19 protein-coding genes and 1 riboswitch are annotated in these 22,204 nt (G+C 60.4%); of the genes, 10 read left to right on the top strand and 9 right to left on the bottom strand.

Going from position 1 to position 22,204, the window contains the following annotated elements; genetic code table 11:
* Positions 1-119: 119 nt before the first annotated feature.
* A riboswitch (glycine riboswitch) is annotated at positions 120-208 on the bottom strand.
* A 97-nt stretch (positions 209-305) separates the two neighbouring features.
* Positions 306-896, top strand: coding sequence for a gamma-glutamylcyclotransferase family protein (locus Q1A63_RS04320; protein WP_298969500.1), 591 nt, complete (start codon positions 306-308; stop codon positions 894-896).
* Here the strand turns inward: Q1A63_RS04320 and Q1A63_RS04315 are convergent.
* Genes Q1A63_RS04315 through Q1A63_RS04305 form a run of 3 tightly spaced genes read right to left on the bottom strand, consistent with a single transcriptional unit; the run spans position 843 to position 4,070 of the window.
* Positions 843-2,243: an MATE family efflux transporter gene (locus Q1A63_RS04315; RefSeq protein ID WP_298969499.1), complete on the bottom strand. Its 1,401-nt coding sequence runs from the start codon at positions 2,241-2,243 to the stop codon at positions 843-845. The two genes, Q1A63_RS04320 and Q1A63_RS04315, sit on opposite strands and share 54 nt — an antisense overlap.
* A 30-nt stretch (positions 2,244-2,273) precedes the next feature.
* The gene (gene gltX, locus Q1A63_RS04310; protein ID WP_298969498.1) at positions 2,274-3,599 is read right to left on the bottom strand and encodes a glutamate--tRNA ligase; all 1,326 of its coding nucleotides are present in this window, start codon (positions 3,597-3,599) and stop codon (positions 2,274-2,276) included.
* A 60-nt stretch (positions 3,600-3,659) separates the two neighbouring features.
* Positions 3,660-4,070, bottom strand: coding sequence for a DUF1801 domain-containing protein (locus tag Q1A63_RS04305; protein WP_298969497.1), 411 nt, complete (start codon positions 4,068-4,070; stop codon positions 3,660-3,662).
* A gap of 105 nt (positions 4,071-4,175) precedes the next feature.
* Here Q1A63_RS04305 and Q1A63_RS04300 point away from each other — a divergent pair, with 105 nt between their 5' ends.
* The gene (locus Q1A63_RS04300; protein ID WP_298969496.1) at positions 4,176-5,105 is read left to right on the top strand and encodes an MBL fold metallo-hydrolase; all 930 of its coding nucleotides are present in this window, start codon (positions 4,176-4,178) and stop codon (positions 5,103-5,105) included.
* Positions 5,106-5,124: 19 nt separating this feature from the next.
* Here Q1A63_RS04300 and Q1A63_RS04295 read toward each other — a convergent pair whose 3' ends face one another.
* On the bottom strand, positions 5,125-5,934 hold the full coding sequence (locus Q1A63_RS04295; protein ID WP_298969495.1) for a prolyl oligopeptidase family serine peptidase: 810 nt from the start codon (positions 5,932-5,934) through the stop codon (positions 5,125-5,127).
* 91 nt (positions 5,935-6,025) lie between these two features.
* Complete coding sequence (locus Q1A63_RS04290) at positions 6,026-7,684, bottom strand: NAD+ synthase (protein ID WP_298969494.1); 1,659 nt, start codon at positions 7,682-7,684, stop codon at positions 6,026-6,028.
* A gap of 181 nt (positions 7,685-7,865) precedes the next feature.
* Between Q1A63_RS04290 and Q1A63_RS04285 the strand changes: the two genes are divergently transcribed.
* Positions 7,866-9,254, top strand: a complete 1,389-nt coding sequence (locus tag Q1A63_RS04285) for a 2-isopropylmalate synthase (protein WP_298969493.1) — start codon at positions 7,866-7,868, stop codon at positions 9,252-9,254.
* A gap of 29 nt (positions 9,255-9,283) precedes the next feature.
* On the opposite strand, the gene Q1A63_RS04280 is transcribed toward Q1A63_RS04285, so the two are convergent.
* The 3 genes from Q1A63_RS04280 to Q1A63_RS04270 all read right to left on the bottom strand — a co-directional run bounded on the left by Q1A63_RS04280 (position 9,284) and on the right by Q1A63_RS04270 (position 12,938).
* Positions 9,284-10,513, bottom strand: coding sequence for a hypothetical protein (locus Q1A63_RS04280; protein ID WP_298969492.1), 1,230 nt, complete (start codon positions 10,511-10,513; stop codon positions 9,284-9,286).
* Positions 10,514-10,749: 236 nt separating this feature from the next.
* Positions 10,750-12,276: a cryptochrome/photolyase family protein gene (locus Q1A63_RS04275; RefSeq protein ID WP_299630785.1), complete on the bottom strand. Its 1,527-nt coding sequence runs from the start codon at positions 12,274-12,276 to the stop codon at positions 10,750-10,752.
* Entirely contained in the window at positions 12,273-12,938 is a 666-nt protein-coding gene (locus Q1A63_RS04270; RefSeq protein WP_299630782.1) for an SDR family NAD(P)-dependent oxidoreductase, read from the bottom strand. The genes Q1A63_RS04275 and Q1A63_RS04270 overlap by 4 nt, the downstream gene beginning before the upstream one ends.
* 273 nt (positions 12,939-13,211) lie before the next feature.
* On the opposite strand from Q1A63_RS04270, the gene Q1A63_RS04265 reads away from it, so the two are divergent.
* A complete protein-coding gene (locus Q1A63_RS04265; protein ID WP_299630780.1) occupies positions 13,212-14,780 on the top strand; it encodes a 2-isopropylmalate synthase in 1,569 nt (522 codons plus the stop codon).
* 66 nt (positions 14,781-14,846) lie between these two features.
* Here Q1A63_RS04265 and Q1A63_RS04260 read toward each other — a convergent pair whose 3' ends face one another.
* Positions 14,847-15,347 carry a hypothetical protein gene (locus Q1A63_RS04260; RefSeq protein ID WP_298969488.1) on the bottom strand — a complete coding sequence of 167 codons (501 nt, stop codon included), beginning with the start codon at positions 15,345-15,347 and terminating at the stop codon, positions 14,847-14,849.
* Positions 15,348-15,600: 253 nt separating this feature from the next.
* Between Q1A63_RS04260 and Q1A63_RS04255 the strand changes: the two genes are divergently transcribed.
* The 6 genes from Q1A63_RS04255 (at position 15,601) to Q1A63_RS04230 (ending at position 22,204) form a co-directional block, all read left to right on the top strand.
* Complete coding sequence (locus Q1A63_RS04255) at positions 15,601-16,647, top strand: rod shape-determining protein (protein ID WP_298969587.1); 1,047 nt, start codon at positions 15,601-15,603, stop codon at positions 16,645-16,647.
* Positions 16,648-16,718: 71 nt separating this feature from the next.
* Positions 16,719-17,621: a rod shape-determining protein MreC gene (gene mreC / locus Q1A63_RS04250; RefSeq protein WP_298969487.1), complete on the top strand. Its 903-nt coding sequence runs from the start codon at positions 16,719-16,721 to the stop codon at positions 17,619-17,621.
* A 29-nt stretch (positions 17,622-17,650) separates the two neighbouring features.
* A complete protein-coding gene (locus Q1A63_RS04245) occupies positions 17,651-18,157 on the top strand; it encodes a rod shape-determining protein MreD (RefSeq protein ID WP_298969586.1) in 507 nt (168 codons plus the stop codon).
* Positions 18,158-18,188: 31 nt separating this feature from the next.
* Positions 18,189-20,132 carry a penicillin-binding protein 2 gene (mrdA, locus tag Q1A63_RS04240; RefSeq protein WP_298969486.1) on the top strand — a complete coding sequence of 648 codons (1,944 nt, stop codon included), beginning with the start codon at positions 18,189-18,191 and terminating at the stop codon, positions 20,130-20,132.
* Positions 20,129-21,268 carry a rod shape-determining protein RodA gene (gene rodA, locus Q1A63_RS04235; RefSeq protein ID WP_298969485.1) on the top strand — a complete coding sequence of 380 codons (1,140 nt, stop codon included), beginning with the start codon at positions 20,129-20,131 and terminating at the stop codon, positions 21,266-21,268. Before mrdA ends, rodA begins: the two co-directional genes overlap by 4 nt.
* A gap of 3 nt (positions 21,269-21,271) precedes the next feature.
* On the top strand, positions 21,272-22,204 hold the full coding sequence (locus tag Q1A63_RS04230) for a glyoxylate/hydroxypyruvate reductase A (RefSeq protein WP_298969484.1): 933 nt from the start codon (positions 21,272-21,274) through the stop codon (positions 22,202-22,204).

Here is a 22,204-nt window from a genome sequence, read left to right as displayed (position 1 = left end):
TTAAAACACCGGCATCTGACACGTGCGATCTGCACGCTTCGATGCCCCCTCTGTCTTTTCGCCTGAGATCGTTATCCCTTCGGCGGGCACCTCATCGGGCACCTCTCTCCAGAGTTTTGCAGTCCCGCACGGTCCGGTGGCCTGAGAGTTTCCGGGGCGGTTGCTCCTTCGGCACCGGCTTTGCAGCCGGTTCTCCCGGGCGGGATGTGCGCAGACGGTATGCGCAAGTATGCGGATCGGTCAAGGTCTCTTGTGCCGCCCTCACCATAATGTTTGACTGCGCGAAAATCCGGTATGAGACTCTAATGGAAGACCCTTATTTCTTTGGCTACGGTAGCCTTGTTAACACAAAGAGCCATGACTACCCGGACCCGCGCCCGGCCACATTGAACGGCTGGCGCAGGGCCTGGGTGGCCACGCCGCGATTCGGTGTGGTGCTGCTGACCGGCGTGCGCGCCCCCGGACACAGCATTCAGGGGTTGATTGCGGCGGTGCCGGGCGCGGACTGGGCCGCGCTCGATGCGCGGGAAAGCGGATATGCCCGTGTCGCGGCGAGCCATGCGGTGGATCATGACCACCCGCTTCAGCCGGATATCGCGATCTATTCGGTAGCGCCCGAGCACCAGCTTGAACGCGACAGCCACATGATCCTGCTTAGCTATCTCGACGTCGTTGTGCAAGGGTTCCATGAGGTCTTTGGCGAAACCGGCGTCAAAGCCTTTTTCGACACGACGGACGGGTGGGATACCCCCATTGTCAACGACCGTGCAGATCCGATCTACCCCCGCCATCAGGTTCTGACCAAGGCGCAAACCGCGTTGGTCGACGATCATCTGGATCGGTTATCGGCGCAGGTGAAGCAGCGATATGAGGCGCCCCTGCCGCCCGAATTCTGATTTTTCGACAGGCTCCGGGCGCGCCATGGCCTGCGCAATGACCCGCCGTGCAAGCGCCCAGGCGATCACCCCAAAGATCACCCCGGCCACGGCCTGGCCGATCAGCACACCCGCAGGCCCCAAAAGCCCCGCGCCCAGCAAGACCAGAGGCACCAACCCAACAGTATTGCGCCCCCAATTCAGGAAGGTGGAATAGAACGGGCGGCCCATGTTGTTGAAAGCGGCATTGCCGACAAACAGCACACCGTTGAAGAAAAAGAGCAGCGACAGCGGCCCGCAAAAGAGAAATACGAGATCGCGCGTCACACCTGTCGCATCAAAGAGGTCTGCAATCTGCGACCGCAGCGCAAAGAGGATCGTGGAGACCAGCACAATAACGATTCCCGTGAACAGGACAGCGTTGTTGAACCCCTTGCGCACACGCTGGTGGTCCTTGGCTCCGAAATTCTGGCCCAGGATGGGACCCACCGCGCCTGACAGGGCAAATATGATCCCGAAAGACAGCGGGGTCAGCCGCCCGACAATGGCCATGCCGGCCACGGCAGCCTCGCCGAATTGGGCCATCGTGCGGGTGACGATGGCCTGGCCCACCGGGGTTGCCAGTTGGGTCAGAATGGCCGGAAAGGCGATCGCCACAATCGGCAGAAAGTCACGCGCCATGCCAGCGGGTTTCGGACGCCTGACACCACCATAGTGTTTGATGATGGGCACAAGGGCCGTGATCGCGATCACAATATGCGCGGACACCGATGCAAGGGCCGCCCCGGTCAGTTCCAGACCCAGTCCGAAAATCAGGATCGGGTCGAGAATGGCATTGACCAGCCCACCCCAGATGGTCGCCATCATCGCACGACGCGCATCTCCATGCGCGCGCAGGATTGCGCCCCCCATAATTCCGACCATCAAAAATGGCAGGCCCGGTACCGTGATTTGCAGATAAGACAGCGCCAGCGCGGCGGTCTCACCACGCGCGCCGATCAACGCAACGAGCGCGGGAAGGTTTATCCAGACCGCACCGGCGAACATGATCCCGAAGGCCGCGCCGTAGATCAGCGCGTGGGTCTTACGCTCTTCAGCCAGCTCCGGGGTTCCGGCCCCAAGCGAGCGGGCCACCAGAGCGCCCGCCGCAATGGCCATGCCAATGCCAAAGGACGTATTGAAAAACAAAATCGCCGCCGCATAGCCCACAGCAGCGGCCAATTCGGCCTTGCCCAGCATCGCGATGAAAATCATGTCGATGAAATCAACGGCGAAGATCGCCATGAGCCCCAGGGAGGAGGTCATCGCCATCACGGTGATGTGGCGAAAAAGATTGCCGGTCAGGAACTTTGCCTGAGCGTCAGCCATGGCCCGCAGCCTGTCGTGCGGGCCGTGTGCTCATCCCCGCGCCTTGACCACTTGCAGGAGCGGCATCAGCGCAGACATATCCGGCCCCTGCGCCTGCCCGGTGAGCGCTTTGCGCAGCGGCATGAAAAGACCACGCCCCTTGCGCCCGGTGGCCGCTTTGACCTCCGCCGTCCAGCTGGCCCAGGTTTGGTCGTCAAATGGCGCTTCAGGCAGCAGTTTCATCGCTTCAGCCACAAACTCGGCATCTTCGGCGTCAATTTCCGGCTCCGCCCCGTCGCGCATCATCACCCACCAGGGGGCGAGGTCTTTCAGCGTCGTGATGTTTTCGCGGGTGACCGCCCAGAATTGCGCGGCTTTCTCGGCGGGCACACCTGCGTCGGTGAGCGTGTCCTGCACGGCCTCCAATGGCAGGCCCGCAAGGTGACGGGCGGTCAGCGGGAAGAGATCTTCCACGTCGAATTTTGTCGGCGCTGAGCCAAAACGGCCAATGTCAAAGCCGTCGATCAGCTCGGCCATCTCCGCACGCAGCTCTACCGGGTCGCTCGACCCCAACCGCGCCATCAGGCTCAGCAGCGCCATGGGCTGGACGCCTTGTTCGCGCAGGTCGCGCAAGGCAAGCGTGCCCAGACGTTTGGAAAGCGCCTCGCCCTGCGGTCCGGTCAGCAGCGAGTGATGCGCAAAAGAAGGCACCGTGCCACCGAGCGCTTCGATGATCTGAATTTGCGTGGCGGTGTTGGTGACGTGATCGGATCCCCGCACCACATGGGTCACCCCCATCTCGGTATCGTCGACCACGGAGGCCAGCGTATAAAGCACCTGACCGTCCCCACGAATGAGCACCGGGTCGGAAACAGAGGCGGCATCGATGGAGATATCGCCCAGGATACCGTCGTGCCATTCGATCCGTTCGTGATCCAGTTTGAACCGCCACACGCCATTGCCACGGTCTGCCCGCAACGTTTCCTTTTCGGCATCCGAAAGGGCCAGGGCCGCGCGATCATAAACCGGCGGTTTGCCCATGTTCAGTTGTTTCTTGCGTTTCAGGTCCAGCTCGGTGGGCGTCTCGAAAGCCTCGTAAAACCGGGCCTTGTCGCGCAGTTCGTCCGCCGCCGCCGCATAGCGATCAAGCCGTTCGGATTGCCGCTCGACTCGGTCCCAATGCAGGCCCAGCCATTCCAGATCCTGCTTGATCCCGTCAACATATTCTTCCTTGGAGCGTTCCGGATCGGTGTCGTCGATGCGCAGGATGAATGTCCCCTCCGCCTTGCGCGCGATGAGGTAATTCATCAGTGCCGTGCGCAGGTTGCCGATATGGATGTAGCCGGTGGGCGACGGGGCAAAACGGGTGGTGGTCATCTGGTGTCTCCTGTTGGGGCGCGTGGTGTCACAGGGGCGTGCAATTGTCCAGCGATCCCCTCATGTCGGCACCACCGGCCAGCGGGTGGCCAGATCGTCGAGACCGGCCCGGATCAGCGTTTTCAGAACCTGCATGTCCACATCCTCCAGCTTGTTGATGTAGAGGCAGGATTTTCCGGTCTTATGTTTGCCCAGATCGGCCAGAATCTGCCCGAAATCGGCGTAGCCGGGCATGATGTAGACCGAAAGCCTGGCTTTGCGCGGTGAAAAGCCCGTCGCAAGAAAGGTCCCCGAGCGACCGGATGCATAGGTGTAGTCATAGGTGCCATAGCCCAGAATGCTGCCCGACCAGAGCCTCGGCTGCCAGCCGGTGACCTCCTGAAACAACGCGTTCAGGACCGCGGCTTCGCGATGACGCCGCTCCGGTGTCACGTCGTTCAGGAAACGCGGGACGTCTTGCGCGTCGGTCATATCGGTCCTCCTCGCGAAAAAATGATCGGGTTGTCCCTGTTTTACATGGGCAGGATACAACGGCACACTATCTTGCGAAGAGTCCAACACAAAAGGAAAGTGATCATGTCAGATCAGATCAACCTCTCCCGTCGCGCGGCACTCGCGGGTGCGGCTGCCCTGCCCCTTGCGGCTGCAACAACCGGGATCGCCCGCGCCGAAGCGCCGATGCAGGGCGTGGGCATGAGCCCGTTCAATCGGGTCAAAGTCGGTGGCTTCGAAGTCACCACGCTGCTTGCGGGCACCCGTGCTGTCGAAGGCCCGCACAATATCTTTGGTCTCAACGTGGATGCCGATACATTCGCCGAGGTGTCGGCAGAGGCCAATCTGCCCACCGATGTGTCGCAGTTCTTCTTCACGCCCACGGTCGTGAACACCGGGTCCGAGCTGGTGCTTTTTGACACCGGGCTCTCCGCTGCGGGCACAACTTCGGCGCTGGAGGCCGCAGGCTACACCGCCGATCAGGTGGATGCGGTGGTCATCACCCATATGCACGGCGACCACATTGGCGGTATGACCACAGAAGATGGCGCCGCGACCTACAGCAACGCACGTCTCGTGACCGGCCGCGCGGAATTTGACGCCTGGGCCACAGCGGATAACGACAACTTCAAGGCCAAGATCGAGCCCTTCGCGGATCAGTTTACCTTCCTTGAGGATGGCGGTGATGTGGCATCAGGGCTGACCGCCATGGCGGCCTTTGGGCACACGCCCGGGCACATGACCTATATGGTCGAAGACGGCGGCACCCAGCTGGTCATCGGTGCGGATTTTGCCAACCACTATGTGTGGTCGCTCGCGCATCCCGATTGGGAAGTGAAATTCGACATGGACAAAGCGGCAGCAGCCGCAACCCGGCGCCGGATTCTCGACATGATGGCGACCGACAAGACCGCCTTTATCGGCTATCACATGCCCTGGCCCGGGATCGGCTATGTCGAAAAACGCGGCGACGGCTTCGCCTATGCGCCGCACAGCTACCAACTGATGCTGTGATTTCTGTTGGGGCGGTGGCTTAGAGCCGCCCCACTTTCTCAAACTGCTCCCAGGCGAAACGGACGAATTCCGTCCGAAATGAATGCCCGCCGTCAAAGAGGCAGAATTTCAGCGTATCGCCCGCCAGGTTGTCCTCCTCGGTGCACGCCAGGTCGCCATAGGTCGCCTGCCCAAGCGGTTCGAACTTGCCGTAGTCGCGGTACATCTCCAGCGCCGCGCTGACCTCGCCCTGTTTCGTAGGGCCGATCACCCGCCCGTTCAGCGGCACCGTCCGGTCGCTCGTGCCGTGGATGTGGATGATGCTGGCGACAGGCCCGGCGCAGGTCTCGGGCGGCTCCAGCCAGAAAGTGCCCGAGATCGGGATGAAGCCCGCAAAGCGGTCGCTCATCGAACAGGCCAGGTTCCAGGTCATCATGCCGCCCGCGCTGAACCCTGTGGCCACGATCCGCGACGCATCGATGGCAAAACGATTGGTAGCATCCTCCAACACCGCATCGAAATAGTCGAATTCGACCGCACCATCGGTGTCCAGATGCCGCGGCGCATTCGGGATCACCCAATCATCGTCCTGGGACTTCACGGCAATCAAGGCGACCCCCATCTCTGAGGCCATGCGCCGCAGCGAGCCATTGCGCATCACGCCCTGAGCCGATCCGCGATACCCATGGGAGAAAACCAGCGCCGGGACGGGTGTCGCACCATCGTGGCCCTCTGGCATGGCAATGCGGTAGTGGCGGTCGCCCAACTGGCAATCCGTATCCGGGCCGCACGCCACAGCAGGCGCGCCAAAAAGGCCAAGGGTTACGCCAAGCACTGGCAATAATCGCATGAACTGTCCTCTCAAAATTCAAGCGGACTGTGGCGCGTCGCGCCACGTCAGACAAATCACATCCGCGTAAGCATCGAGGGCGCCTGGTGCGTCAGGATGGATCGCGCCAGCGGTTCACAATCGGGTACCGTCGGTCCAGCCAGAACGCCCCTTTGGTCAGCCGAGCGCCCGGCGCGGATTGGAAGCGTTTGTATTCGGAGATATAGATCAGATGCTCGACCTTCTTGGCGACATCCCGATCAAACCCCGCGGCCACGCAATCCTCGATCGACCCGGCCTGATCCACCAGAATCTCCAGCATGGCATCCAGATCGGGGTAATCAGGCAGGCTGTCGCTGTCTTTCTGGTCGGCACGTAATTCCGCAGAGGGCGGTTTTTCGATGACCCGCGGCGGGATCACCTCACCCGCAGGCCCCATCATCCAGTCGCGATGGTTGGCATTGCGCCAGCGGCAGGTCTCGAACACACGCGTCTTATAGAGGTCCTTGATCGGATTATAGCCGCCCGCCATGTCGCCATAGATGGTGGCATAGCCCACCGCGACCTCGGATTTATTGCCGGTCGTCAGCAGCATTTCGCCAAATTTGTTCGACAGCGCCATCAACAACAGCCCACGCAGGCGCGATTGGATGTTTTCCTCGGCTAAATCCGGCTCAAGCCCCTCGAACAAAGGGGCCAGCGTTTGGGTGATGGCTGCACGCCCTTCTGAGATCGGAACATAATCGTACCGGCAGCCCAGTGCCTTTGCCACGGCCTCGGCATCCTCAAGCGACGTTTTGGAAGTATATTCAGAAGGCAGCATCACGCAGCGCACGTTATCGGCACCCAATGCGTCCACCGCGATGGCCGCCACGAGCGCGGAGTCCACCCCGCCCGATAACCCCAGCAACACCTTGCCGAACCCGGTTTTGCGGCAATAATCCCGTAGCGATGTCACCATAACGCGGTAGTCCTGCTCCCAGACGTCGGGATGTGCCGCTTTTTCTCCGGCAACGACGCGCCAGCCTTCGCCTGTGCGCTCCAGATCGATGTGCGAAAGCGTTTCCTCCAGCACCGGCAGTTGCACCGCCAACACCCCGCCGGGGTTGAGCGCAAATGAGGCACCGTCAAACACCTGATCATCCTGCCCCCCCACCATATTGAGGTAGATGACCGGCAAACCCGTCTCGACGACCCGCGCGACCATGTGGTTCAACCGGGTCTCGAACTTGCCCCTGTAGTAGGGTGAACCATTTGGAACCAAAAGGAATTCCGCGCCTGTCTCCGCAAGCGTTTCCGCAACGTCCTCATGCCAGGCATCCTCGCAGATCGGCGATCCGACGCGCGAATTGCCCACGGAATAAGGGCCACCCAATGGACCCGCATCAAAGATACGCACCTCGTCGAAAACCGTCTCATTCGGCAAATGATGTTTCAGCACCTGGCTTGAGATTTTGCCGCCCTTGAGGATCAGATAGCCGTTGTAAAGCTTCGTGCCCTCCACCCAGGGCGCGCCAATTGCCAGGGCGGGGCCGTCGGCACATTCGGCCACCAGTTCTTCGATGACCCGTGCGGCATCCAGCTGAAACGCGCGCCGCATCACCAGATCCTGCGCGTTATAACCGGTGATGAACATCTCCGGCAACGCCACCAGCTGCGCCCCCGCGTCGCGCCCCGCTTCCCAGGCTTTGCGCGCCAGAACCGCGTTGCCTTTCAGGTCCCCAACCGTCGGGTTCAACTGCCCCAAAGTGATACGAAAACGATCCGACATGTGCCCGGCCCTTTTGCCTGAATAGCTGTGATGTAGCAGATTGGGCGTTGGTGGAAAGCCCATCCCCACCTATTGCGACAAAAGAGCGTTGCCCCCGGAGCGCCCTTTGCCTAAGTTCCGGAAAGGGCCGTTCGGGGGTTCGGCCATGTGTTTATTCGCAAAGACAAACCCAAGGGTACTCATGTTCATTCGACGCCTGATCTTTTGCCTTGCCTTCCTTCCTGCACCACTTTTGGCGCAGGACGGGCAGGTGCTCACCAAACAATATGACGATGGTGGTGTGTACGAAGGTACGTTCCGCGGCGGGGTCCAGCACGGCACCGGCACCTACAAGCTACCGAACGGGTACGAATACACCGGCCAGTGGATGGATGGTGAGATCAAGGGCGAAGGCATCGCGCGCTTTCCCAACGGGTCGGTCTACGAGGGGATTTTTGCCAAGGGCAAACCGGACGGGTTCGGCAAGATCACCTTTGCTGACGGTGGTACCTACGAGGGTGAATGGCAGTCGGGTGCGATCATGGGATCGGGCATCGCGCTTTATGCCAATGGCGTGCGTTACGAAGGTCAGTTCCGCAATGCCAAGCATCATGGCAAGGGCACCATGCAGAGCCCCGGCGGCTATGAGTACAAAGGCGACTGGATAGATGGTGTCAAAGAGGGTATCGGGACCATTACCTATCCCGACGGCGCGGTCTATGAAGGGGCAATCCGTGCGGGCAAACGCGCGGGTGAGGGCACGCTGACGATGCCGGACGGGCTGATCTATGTCGGGCTTTGGCGGGATGGGCAGATCGACGGCACCGGCAAGCTGACGCAGGCCAATGGCGATGTCTACGAAGGTCAGCTGTCCAGTGGCCGGCGCGAAGGCGTCGGCAAGGTGATCTACGCCAATGGTGACACCTATGAGGGCGAGTTTACCAATGACCTGCGCGAAGGTCAGGGTACCTTTACGGCACAGGACGGATACACCTACACCGGCTCCTGGGTCGCGGGCGAGATCGAGGGACAGGGCCGCGTGACCTATCCCGATGGCTCGGTCTATATCGGTGCGTTTTCCGATGGGCTGGCCGATGGCGAAGGTCTGATCACCTACCCGGATGGCTCGACCTATGAAGGGGCGTGGAAAACCGGCGTGATCGATGGCACCGGCAAGGCGACCTATACCAATGGCGTGGTCTATGAGGGTGAATTTCGCAACGCCCGCAACCACGGTCAGGGCGTCATGACCTACGCGGATGGGTACAAATACGACGGCAACTGGGTCGACGGTCAGCGCCAGGGCGAGGGCACTGCGACCTACCCAGATGGCACAATCTATGTCGGGTCTTTTGAGAATGGGCAGCGCCACGGCATCGGCAAGATCACCATGCCCAGCGGTTTTGTCTATGAAGGCGCATGGCAAAACGGCGAGATCGAGGGCCAGGGCATCGCCACCTATGCCAATGGCGACGTATACGAGGGGACGTTCAAGGCGGGCAAACGCCAGGGCACCGGCACCATGCGCTATGCCACCGGCGAAGAAGCGACGGGCGACTGGGAAAACGGTGCACTGACCGACGGCGGCTGACATACGCGCGCCCGCATCTGCCAAACCACCTACTCTCGCGTATCGAGACCTGAAGATCGTGGTGCCCCGGCTTTCTTCAGCGTCTCTCTGGACGCCTCCGTCTCGGGCACAGCCGCATCCTTTGCCTGTCCCGGCCTCAGATCCAGGTTGATGCGTTGCTGTTCCAATCGCTTGCGGTCTTCACTGGACGGGGCCCGCCCGGTGAGTTTCAACCATCCCCGCTTCCAAAGGCTTTTTCGTTCAAACTCCTCTATCGGAGCCATGACATCCTCACGTAACAAGGTCTCCGACCACGCAAACATGCCATCTGAATCAAAATAGAGCTTGTGAAAGGCCCGCTTGGTGGCAATGCCAAAAGTGGATTGGCCGTCCGTGCGGCCGTGCATTTTCTTCTCGATGTCGGCCAGGTGCGCACGGACCTCGTCTAGCGCGGGGAATTGATCCACGATCTTGCTAGCGCGCTCTTCCCATTCGGAAGGTTCCTCGGGATTTTTCGGGGCAGCGCCGACAAAGCGTTTGGGCGCCAGTCTGCTGCGCACACTTTCCGATTCCATCACCTCGATCATGCTGGCCATCAATCGGCATTCGACATCGATCTTGGCCTGCTTGTAGCTCATCTTGTCTTTTTTGAGCTTGCGCAGGTCGCTGAGGAAGTCGTTCGCCGGATCGACGTCGGCTGGCAAGAATACGTCAAGCTGCTCCCTCACTCTGCCCGAGAACCAAAGGTACAATCCACCGCTGACCTGGGTGAGGAGCACAAACACCAAGGCAATGGCAAGCAGCGGAAGGACAACGTCGCTCTGCAACCACGCATCAGCCGTCTTCAGCACGAGCGGCGTCCACGACTGGCCGTCTGACCCACCCCCGTCTTCTGTGGGTGACGGCCCCCGAACGATCAGCCCCAAAAACACCAACACCGCCCCGCCGCCTGCCGACACCAGCGACACCTGTTTTCTCTCCCCCTTCGAGACGCTGTCCGCAAATGTATCGAAGGTCTTTATCATGAGCAGGGACGATCTGATGGCGCTGACCCTCTGGCCACCGACGGAGTCCAGTAATCCGTCAAATTGATCCTGCAGCTTGGCCGTTCGCTTTCGTTCAAGGCGCGTCTTCGCGCCTCCGTAAAGGTTGGATACCATGATCGAAACGCCGCCAAGCCCCGCTGAAAAGAGGGCCATTCCGGCTTCTGTCTGACTAATAGTCGCCAATAGCTCTGCAATGCTCATGTTCAAAATCCCAAAAAGAATGAGAATTAGCACGGATTCCGAATTTTCTCAACTGAGGGTTGTTGACAGGACCGCCCTGAGATCGACTACGACGCCGGGAACGCCCAAGCGATGCCTCATACGCGCTTCGAAAGAGTTAAGCACGCTTCGTTGACCTCACCCGATACCGACACCCGCACCGACGTGATACCGACGTCGCTTTTGCCATGAGACGCGGACGTTAACCTCGCTTCGGCGCGCCTGGGCCAATATCCGACCGCGCGCCCCGTTCAGATGGTTTCGCCCGCCTCCAGGCGTTTCAGAAAACCTTCCGCTTCCGCGAGCACGGTCTCGCGCCGGTCCGCGTCCATCCGGTCCCAGGTGCGGTACATGTTGCCCATGCGCGCATTGCTCTTGAAACGGTCCCGGTGGCGATCCAGAAAGTGCCAGTAGAGCAGGTTGAACGGGCACGCACCCTCCCCCGTTTTCTTCGACACGCTATAGGCGCAGCCTTTGCAGTAGTCAGACATCCGGTTGATGTAGGCGCCGCTGCTCACATAGGGTTTCGACGCGATGATCCCACCATCGGCAAACTGGCTCATGCCAACGGTGTTGGGCGCTTCCACCCATTCAAACGCGTCCATATAGACCGCCAGATACCATTCATGCACTTGCCCCGGATCAATACCAGCCAGAAGCGCGAAATTTCCCGTGACCATCAGGCGCTGGATGTGGTGTGCGTAGGCTTCATCGCGTGTCTGCGCCACCGCTTTCGACAGGCACTGCATCTGCGTCTCAGCCCCCCAGAACAGATCCGGCAGATCGCGGTCGTGCCCCAATTCATTGCGCGCCGGATAGTCAGGTCCTTCCAGGAAATAGATGCCACGCATGTATTCACGCCAGCCGATGATCTGCCGGATGAACCCTTCGGCGGCATTGATCGGCACGTCACCCGCGGCATAAGCCGCTGCGACTTTCTCACAGACCTCCAGCGGGTCCAGCAGACCGATGTTGATATAGGCCGAAATCACCGCGTGATACAGGAACCGGTTCTCCGCCAGCATCGCATCCTGATAATCACCAAATTTCGGCAGAGCATTGGAGATGAAATGCGCCAGCGCCCGGCGGGCCTCCCCCTCGGTGGTCGCAAACCAGAAGGGTCGTAGCTGGCCAAAATGCCCGTCAAACCGCGCCTCGACCAGGTCGAGCACCTCCTCCACCGTCTCATCTGGCTGGAATTCCATGGGGCCTTTGAAATCCACCTCATCCGGCGCGGGTTTGCGGTTGTCATGATCGAAATTCCACTTGCCTTCGACCGGGTCGGCGCCCTGCATCAGCAACCCCGTCTTGCGCCGCATCTCGCGATAGAAATACTCCATCCGCAATTGTTTGCGCCCCTGCGCCCAGTCTTCAAACTCCTGATGTGAGGCGATGAAACGGTCATCCGGCAGGATATGGGTCTTAATCGGTGCGTGTTTGAGCTTGTCGATCAACCGCCACTCGCCGGGTTCGGTGACCAGCACTTCCGATGCGCCGGTCTCCTCGGCCCGCCGCAGCAATTCGCCAACGATGGAGCCTGCGTTCTGCGTGTCGTCCAGCTGCGCATAGCGGACGTCCCAACCGTCCTCGCGCAGCCGCGCGGCAAACTTGCGCATCGCAGCGAAAATCAGGGCGATCTTCTTGGGGTGATGCTTCACATATGCGGTCTCTTCTGCGACCTCAGCCATGACAACAATATCGCTGTCCCGGTCCGCCTGACGAAGCGCGCTCAACCCCATGCTCAACTGGTCGCCCAACACCAGCACCAGACGGCTCACCACGGCACCTCCTTACCCGCCCAATCATAAAACCCGCCGGTCTGATCGGGGCTCAGGCCGCTGATCACCCGCAATAGGTTTTCAGCCGCTTCCTCAGCAGGCACGGAAGGGTGCCGGCCCAGATATTTCTCGGTGAAAGGCGTGGCGACCGTGCCCGGATGAAGGGCCACGCAAATCGAGTGTTTATGCGTGCGTGTCAGCTCAATGGCGGTGGTATGGACGATCTGGTTCACCGCCGCCTTGGCGCTGCGGTAGCTGACCCATCCGCCAATCCGATTGTCCCCGATGGACCCCACCCGCGCCGACAGCACGGCCATCACGGCAGGCCTGTCGCGCGGCAACAAAGCCGCCGCATGGCGCAGCACCAATGCAGGCCCCAGCGCATTGAGCGCAAACTGATCCATCATCGCCTTTGCAGTGACTGACTTGATGGATTTCTCGGGGGCCGCGCCCCCAATTTCAAGGGCACCGGTTGCAACCAGCACAAGGTCGAACACCCCCTGAACCGCCTCCAGATGCGCGGAAACAGACGGCTCATCCGTGATGTCGAACCCATCTTCCGACCGCGATAATGTCACCACCTCATCGCCGCGCAGGCGGCAGGTCGCTGCCACCGCACTGCCAATGCCACCGGAGGCCCCGATAATCAAAACTCTATTCATCCTGAGCGACTTAGAAGAGGGCGGCCCTGCTTCAAGTCCGAGCGGAGGGCCGCGGATTGCAAATGCCAAAAAAACCACCTTCCCATTTACGCAAGGGGCGGTATAAACGGGCGCATGGCACCGATTTCACATATCGCACCCTGCCCGCGCACCTTTTTGCGCCCTGCCGCCGCTCTGCTGCTAACCCGCCTCTGAGCGTGCCCTTCGGCGCGCCCGCTCAGAGGGATGTGCAGCGCGCCAGGCAAAAACAGCAGAAAATCGAAAGAACCAGACATGACAGATAAATCCAAACAGGACCGCGTCCTGATTTTTGACACCACGTTGCGCGATGGCGAACAATCCCCGGGTGCGACCATGACCCATGCCGAAAAGCTCGAAATCGCCGGGCTCCTGGACGAGATGGGCGTCGACATCATCGAAGCCGGTTTCCCCATTGCTTCCGAAGGCGATTTCGCCGCCGTTTCCGAGATTGCCAAGATGGCGCAGACATCGGTGATCTGCGGGCTTGCCCGCGCGCAATTCGGCGATATCGATCGGTGTTGGGAAGCGGTGAAACACGCGCGCCGTCCACGTATTCATACGTTTATCGGCACCTCGCCTCTGCACCGCGCCATTCCCAACCTCGATATGGATCAGATGGCGGATCGCATTCATGAAACGGTGACCCATGCGCGCAATCTCTGCGACAATGTGCAGTGGTCGCCGATGGATGCGACACGTACGGAAGAGGATTACCTTTGCCGGGTGGTCGAGATTGCCATCAAGGCCGGCGCCACGACAATCAATATCCCCGATACGGTCGGTTATACGGCGCCGCGCGAAAGTGCAGAGCTGATCGCCATGTTGCTGCGGCGTGTGCCGGGCGCGGATGAGATTACATTTGCCACCCATTGCCACAACGATCTCGGCATGGCGACGGCCAACAGCCTCGCCGCCGTCGAAGCGGGGGCGCGCCAGATTGAGTGCACGATCAATGGCCTGGGGGAACGTGCGGGCAACACAGCGCTTGAAGAAGTCGTCATGGCGATGAAGGTGCGCAACGACATCATGCCCTACCAGACCGGCATCGACAGCACCAAGATCATGAACATCTCCCGCCGCGTCGCGACCGTCTCCGGGTTCCCGGTGCAGTTCAACAAGGCGATTGTCGGCAAGAACGCCTTTGCCCATGAATCCGGCATTCATCAAGACGGCATGCTGAAAAACGCGGAGACCTTCGAGATCATGCGCCCCGAGGACGTGGGGCTGTCTGAAACGAACCTGGTGATGGGCAAACATTCGGGGCGCGCGGCGTTGCGGTCAAAGCTTGAAGACCTCGGGTTTGAATTGGGCGACAACCAGCTCAAGGACGTGTTTGTGCGCTTCAAGGAGTTGGCGGACCGCAAGAAGGAAATCTACGACGATGACCTGATCGCGCTGATGCGCACATCTTCAGATCCGGAAAACGACCGGTTGAAGCTCAAGTCGCTGAAGGTGATCTGTGGCACGGACGGGCCGCAACAGGCCGATCTGGTGATGGAGATCGACGGCGACACGCATTCGACCGCGCAAACCGGCGATGGCCCCGTCGATGCGTCGTTCAATGCCATCAAGGCCCTGGTGCCGCATACCGCGCGCCTGCAGCTTTACCAGGTGCACGCCGTCACTGAAGGAACTGACGCACAGGCGACGGTATCCGTACGCATGGAAGAAGACGGGCGCATCGTGACCGGCCAGTCGGCCAATACCGATACCGTTGTCGCCTCGGCGCTGGCCTATATCCACGCGCTCAATCGGCTGCTCGTCCGTCGCGAAAAGGGCGGCAAGGACAAACGCGAGATCAGCTATAAAGACGTAAGCTGAGGCTCATTTAGACGACGGACCGCTGGGCATTGCCCTAACGGTTCGTCGGACGGGCTCTAGGAAGCTCTAGCAATCCAGAACAAAGATTCTTGAAGCGGGCAGACCACCGCCGCGCCTGAAATAGGAATCGGATATGTCGCAATCAGTCGCCGCTTCAACATAGGGCGGCGCGACATAGTGCCATGGATTGCCGCGGTTCCCGGCACCAAAGGTATCTGCACCGCGATGCTGAACAACAATGAAGTCGTATATGTCGGACCGCACGTGTTTAAGGCCGATGCGGTAGTCATCAATCTGAATGATTTTCATCTCCGCTGGCTTGAATGTCTTATCCCCCACTTCCGGAGCCAGGTTCGCCGCATCCCGTTCACTCTTGGGAACGCCAGTATTTCGGAATTTCCGCGACGTATAAGTATAGGACGGCAGGTTTGTGACCCTTGCGGCAGGCAATTCGGCTGGCAGGGTAGGTCGCGCATCAGGTCCGGGAGGCGTCGACGCGGGCGCCTTTGGCGGAGCGTCAACAGGCGCGCAAGCAGTCAACCCAGCCAAAACAGCGAGCAGGGTCATTTTTCGGTTTGTCATTGGATGTAATCCACGTTTTGCGATGCAATCGGGATCGGTTGTCACTGAACCGCATTGACTGCATCGCTTCAGGTTTATGAGAGATGTGACGATCAGACCGGAATCATAAAAGATTCGAAAAAGCAACATGTCGCCACGATCAACGTTAACGCCCCTTTCACCCTTTAGCGCCTAAGCCTATAAGACAGGAAAGCCTGCCTTGGAAAAGCGCGGGCCAAGAGAAATTCGGGCAAGGTTAATCGCAATGTTTGATAAAATTCGTGGGCTGTTTTCATCGGACATGGCCATCGACCTCGGAACGGCCAATACGCTGGTCTATGTAAAAGGCCGCGGGGTGATCCTGTCGGAACCTTCTGTGGTCGCCTATCATGTCAAGGACGGCGTGAAAAAGGTGCTGGCGGTGGGCGAAGACGCCAAGCTGATGTTGGGGCGTACGCCCGGCAGCATCGAAGCCATTCGGCCCATGCGAGAAGGCGTGATCGCCGATTTCGACACCGCCGAAGAGATGATCAAGCACTTCATCCGCAAGGTGCACAAGCGCTCGACCTTCTCCAAGCCCAAGATCATCGTCTGTGTCCCGCACGGCGCCACCCCGGTTGAGAAACGTGCGATCCGGCAATCGGTGCTCAGCGCCGGGGCGCGCCGCGCGGGCCTGATCGCCGAACCCATCGCGGCGGCCATTGGCGCGGGCATGCCGATCACCGATCCCACGGGCAACATGGTGGTCGACATCGGTGGCGGCACGACCGAGGTGGCGGTGCTGAGCCTCGGCGACATCGTTTATGCGCGCTCCGTGCGCGTCGGCGGGGACCGGATGGACGAGGCCATCATCAGCTACCTGCGCCGTCAGCAGAACCTTCTGGTCGGTGAAACCACCGCTGAACGCGTGAAAACATCCATCGGCACCGCGCGGATGCCCGACGACGGGCGCGGCACCTCGATGCAAATCCGAGGCCGCGACTTGCTGAACGGCGTGCCGAAAGAGATCGAAGTTACGCAGGCGCAAATTGCCGAAGCCCTGGCCGAACCGGTGCAACAAATCTGCGAAGCGGTGATGACCGCACTGGAAACAACGCCGCCCGATCTGGCCGCTGACATCGTGGATCGCGGTGTGATGCTCACGGGCGGCGGCGCGCTGCTGGGCGATCTGGATCTGGCGCTGCGCGAACAGACGGGTCTTGCGGTGTCGATTGCGGACGAGTCGCTCAATTGTGTGGCTCTGGGAACGGGCAAAGCGCTTGAGTTTGAAAAGCAACTACGGCACGCCATTGATTACGATAGCTGAACGCGGCACGGGATAGCACCCTCATCAGCGGCAGGTTTGCCCTGCCTGTTCGAGGGCAGGAGACAGCGAGAATGGCAAAGGACCGATCTAACAGCAGCGACTACACCGGCCCTGTTCGCCGGTTGCTGCTGGGTGTTCTGGTGCTGTGTCTGCTCGGAATATTTCTGGTCTGGCGCATTGACAGCCCCCGGGTGGAGCGGTTTCGGGCGCAGGTAACCGATCGCTTTGTGCCGGGCCTCGATTGGGCGATGGCCCCGGTGACTGGCACCATCAACCTGCTGAAGGATTTCCAGAGTTATCAGAGGCTTGCCGAGCAAAATAGCGAATTACGGTCAGAGCTGCGCCGGATGCAGGCTTGGAAAGAGGCCGCGCTTCAGCTGGAACAGGAAAACGCTCGGCTGCTGGATCTCAACAATGTCCGGCTCGACCCGCGGCTGACCTATATCACCGGCGTGGTCCTGGCCGATAGCGGCTCGCCCTTCCGCCAGTCCGTCCTGCTGAACGTCGGCGCCCGCGACGGCATTGTTGACGGCTGGGCGACCATGGACGGGATTGGGGTTGTGGGCCGCATTTCCGGCGTGGGCCAGAACACCGCCCGGGTGATCCTGCTCACCGATGCCTCCAGCCGCATTCCGGCAGTCATTCAACCCTCAGGTCAGCGTGTCATCGTCTCGGGTGACAACTCCGCAGCGCCCCCGATTGAGTTTCTGGAAGACAGCGATGTGGTGCGCCCGGGGCACCGGGTTATCAGCTCCGGGGACGGCGGTGTCTTTCCGGCGGGATTGCTCATCGGCCAGGTGGCGGCGGACCCCAGCGGGAAATTGCGCGTCAGGCTCGCCGCAGACTATCAGCGCCTCGAATTCCTTCGCGTCCTACGCCATCATGGAACCGATCCCGTTTCTGACACGGCGCGGATCATCGGGCCGCAGCTCCCGCCACAACCTCAAATCGCGCAGGACGAGGTGAGCCAGTGACCGGGTTGCCCCTGACACGTTTGTGGACCATGCGGTTGGGCTTTGCCATGCTGGTCTGTATCATTTTGTTTTTCCACCTGCTGCCGCTGGAGACCACCCCCCGCAGGTGGGTGGGGCCGGATCTGCTGCTGGCCTTCGCCTTCGCCTGGTCACTGCGGCGCCCGGAATATGTGCCATCCGTCTTGCTCGCCCTCATGTTTCTGCTGGCAGACCTGTTGTTGCAACGCCCCCCCGGGCTCTGGGCCGTTCTGGCCCTTTTGGCCTGTGAAAGCCTGAAAGGGCGCGCCCGCGGGCTGCGCGACACCGGGTTTGCCAGCGAATGGCTGAGCGTTTGCATCCTGATCGCAGGCATAACGGTCGGCTATCGTGCGGGTTTGATCATCACACTGGTGGAATTGCCACCCTTTGGCTTGACGGTCTTCGAGACGGTGATGACAATGTTGTTTTACCCACTGGTTGTCGCAATCACCCATGGCCTGATGGGGGTGCGCAAAACGACACCGGGTGACCTTGATGCATCGGGAGGGCGCGCGTGACCCATCCTGATGTCCCTGCCGGAGGCTGGAAATGAAAAAAACCCGCGCAGAAACAGATTACAGTCACCGCCGCATTTCGCGGCGCGCGGCCCTCTTGGGTGGCGCGCAGTTGCTGTTTATTGGCGGCCTGGCGGCGCGCATGCGCTTTTTGCAGGTGGATCAGGCCGATCAATTCCGCCTGCTGGCTGAAGAAAACCGCATCAACGTCCGTCTGATCCCGCCCTCGCGCGGGGAGGTGTTCGACCGCAACGGCGTGCGGCTGGCCCAGAACGCGCCTTCTTACCGCATCGTTATTGTGCGGGAGGACGCAGGTGATACCGATGCGGTCCTGGAAAAGCTCTCCACGATTGTCCCCTTGGACGCAGAGACACTCGAACGGACCAAGCTGGAGTTGAAGCGCTCCCCCTCCTTCCTGCCGGTTACCATTGCCGAGGATGTCAGTTGGGACGACATCAGCCGCGTTTCGGTCAATGCGCCCGCCCTGCCCGGCGTCACGCCTGAGGTCGGGTTGAGCCGTGTTTACCCGCAGGGCTCTGATTTTGCGCATGTCTTGGGGTATGTTGGCCCCGTGTCTGACTATGACCTTGAAAAGATCGAGGACCCTGAACCGGTGCTGCGCATTCCGCGGTTTCAGATCGGAAAAGTGGGGGTCGAGACCAAACTGGAACCTTTGCTGCGTGGCAAGGCAGGTGCGAAACGCGTCGAGGTCAACGCAGCGGGGCGCGTCATGCGCGAGCTGGACCGCCGCGAAGGCACGCCCGGATCGGACTTGCAGCTGACCATCGATGCCAATCTGCAGGGGTATGTCCAGGCACGGCTGAGCGAAGAGAGCGCCAGCGCCGTGGTGATCGACTGCGACAACGGCGATGTGGTCGCCTGCGCCTCGGCGCCGACCTTTGATCCCAACCTTTTTGTGCGCGGCATTTCCGTCAAGGATTACAACACCCTAACCGGAAACAAATACCGCCCCCTGGCCAGTAAAACGGTGCAGGGTCTCTACCCGCCCGGATCCACCTTCAAGATGATGACGGCGATGGCGGCCCTTGAGGCAGGGCTGATCGGCCCGGATGAAACCGTGTACTGCCCGGGGCACCTCACGGTGTCGGGCCGCAGGTTCCACTGTTGGAAACGCGCGGGCCACGGGTGGGTGGATCTGCAAACCTCGCTGAAGCGGTCCTGCGACGTTTACTACTATGATCTTGCCGTCAAAATTGGGATTGAAAAGATTTCCGCAATGGCGAAACGGTTTGGGCTGGGCATCAAGCACGATGTGCCCATGTCTGCGGTGGCGCAGGGCCTGGCGCCCACGATGGAGTGGAAATCCTCGACCTACGGACAAAGCTGGCGGGTCGGCGACACGGTCAACGTCTCGATCGGACAGGGCTTCATGCTGGCCTCGCCACTGCAATTGGCCGTGATGAGCGCACGACTGGCCACGGGTCGGTCGGTCGAACCGCGGCTGATTAAATCTGTCGATGGCGTCGAAACCCCCGAACGCGGTGGCGAAAACCTCGGGATGAACGAAAACAACCTGCGCAAGATGCGGCGCGCGATGAATGCGGTGGTCAATGACCGTCGGGGCACGGCTTACGGATCACGCATCATTGACGACACGATGCGCATGGCGGGCAAGACCGGCACCAGCCAGGTGCGCAACATCACCGCAGCAGAACGCCGCGCGGGCGTGATCCGCAACGAGGACCTGCCATGGGAACGCCGCGATCATGCGCTTTTTGTGAATTTCGCACCGGTGGAGACCCCGAAATATGCGGTCGCGGTTGTTGTGGAACACGGCGGCGGCGGGTCGAAGGCAGCAGCCCCCATCGCGCGTGACATCACGCTCCAGGCGTTGGCCGGTGGGCCACCGCCACTCGAAGCCTATCCCGCCAAAGATCGCGAACGCATTGAAGCACAACAGGAAAAACTGCGCCAGATCCAGCCGCAGGCCGTCTTTTCGGGGCAGGATCAAGCATGAGCTATCTTGAATATGCCGTCAAAACCGCACCAACCGGGTTGCGCAAGATACTCTATCTGAACTGGCCCGTGGCGATTTTGCTGGCATCGATTTCAGGCGCTGGTTTCCTGATGCTCTACTCCGTTGCGGGCGGTTCTTTCAGCCCGTGGGCCGAACCGCAAATGAAGCGTTTCGTGATGGGGTTTGTGCTGATGATCGGTGTCGCCATGGTGCCAATCTGGTTTTGGCGGTCGCTTGCGGGCATCGCCTATCTCGGCACAGTGGCCCTGCTGGTGGCGGTTGAACTTTTCGGCACCGTTGGCATGGGCGCGCAGCGGTGGATCGATCTGGGGTTCATGCGCCTGCAACCGTCCGAATTGATGAAAATCACGCTGGTGATGTTTCTGGCGGCCTATTACGATTGGCTGCCCGTCAAAAAGACATCCCATCCATTTTGGGTCATCCTGCCGGTTTTGATCATCATCATCCCCACATTCCTGGTCTTGCGCCAGCCGGACCTTGGCACGTCCATCCTTCTGCTCGCCGCTGGTGGCGGTTTGATGTTCCTGGCTGGCGTGCATTGGGCCTATTTCGCGGCTGTCCTGGCCAGCGTCATCGGGCTGATCGCGACGGTCTTTCAGTCGCGCGGCACGCCGTGGCAATTGATCAAGGATTACCAGTTCCGCCGCATCGACACCTTTCTGGACCCCAGTTCCGACCCGCTGGGCGCGGGCTATCACATCACGCAATCCAAAATCGCGTTGGGTTCGGGCGGCTGGACCGGGCGCGGGTTCATGCAAGGCACCCAAAGCCGGTTGAACTTTCTGCCTGAAAAACACACCGATTTCATCTTTACCACGCTCGCCGAAGAGTTCGGGTTTCTGGGCGGCGTCTGGTTGCTGGGGCTCTATGCGCTAATCATCATTTTCTGCGTCTGGTCTGCTCTGATGAACAAGGATCGCTTCTCTTCGCTGCTGACCCTCGGCATCGCGCTGAACTTCTTTTTGTTCTTCGCGGTCAATATGTCCATGGTCATGGGCATGGCGCCGGTTGTGGGCGTCCCGCTGCCGCTGGTCAGCTATGGCGGCTCTGCGATGCTGGTGCTGATGCTGGCCTTTGGCCTGATGCAAAGCGCCCATGTTCACCGGTTGAGGTAGCCAATGCCCATTAACGTCTTGTTCGCGGCCCATGTCGACAGGTGGGAAACATACCGCGCGCCCTTAACCGACGCCTTTGCCGCGCTGGATCTGGATGTTCAACTGGCCACCGATTTCCGGCCCGAGGATGTCGATTACATCGTCTATGCCCCAAATTCACCGCTGCAGGATTTCGCACCCTACACGCGGGCCAAGGCCGTATTGAACCTCTGGGCTGGGGTCGAAGCCGTCGTCAACAACCCAACTCTGAAGATCCCGCTGGCACGTATGGTTGATCCGGGCATGACCAAATCCATGACGGAATGGGTTGTGGGCCATGTGATGCGCTATCATCTGGGGCTGGACCGCTACATCGTCAATCCCGATCACGCATGGGCACCGCGGACACCACCGCTCGCCGCGCAAAGAACGGTCTGCATTCTGGGCATGGGCGCGCTTGGCAGCGCTGTGGCAGAGGTATTGCTGACGCTTGGTTTCAAAGTGCGTGGGTGGAGCAGGCGCGAAAAATCCATTCCCGGTGTTGCGATGCATCATGGCGAGGACGGGCTGGAATTGGCGCTATCTCAGGCCGAAATCCTGATCCTGCTGCTGCCTGACACGCCCGCCACGGAAAACATCCTTGATGCCGCGGCCATCGCGCACCTGCCCAAAGGGGCCTTTGTCATCAATCCCGGGCGCGGGCCGCTCATTGACGATCAAGCACTGATTGATGCGTTGAACACAGGTCAGATCGCGCAGGCAACGCTGGACGTTTTCCGCACCGAACCGCTGCCCGCAGATCACCCGTTCTGGGCCCATCCCGGTGTCACCGTAACGCCGCATGTTGCGGCGGATACGCGGCCTCATACCGCCTCTCAGGTGATCGCGGAAAACATCCGCCGGGGTGAAATCGGGGAGCCATTCCTGCATTTGGTAGACCGCACCAGCGGCTACTGA

Origin of the sequence: uncultured Roseobacter sp. (assembly GCF_947499265.1) — a bacterium.
Classification (GTDB): Bacteria; Pseudomonadota; Alphaproteobacteria; order Rhodobacterales; family Rhodobacteraceae; genus Roseobacter.
The sequence above is the reverse complement of the archived record's forward strand: the minus strand, read 5'-3'. Positions and strand labels throughout refer to the sequence as shown.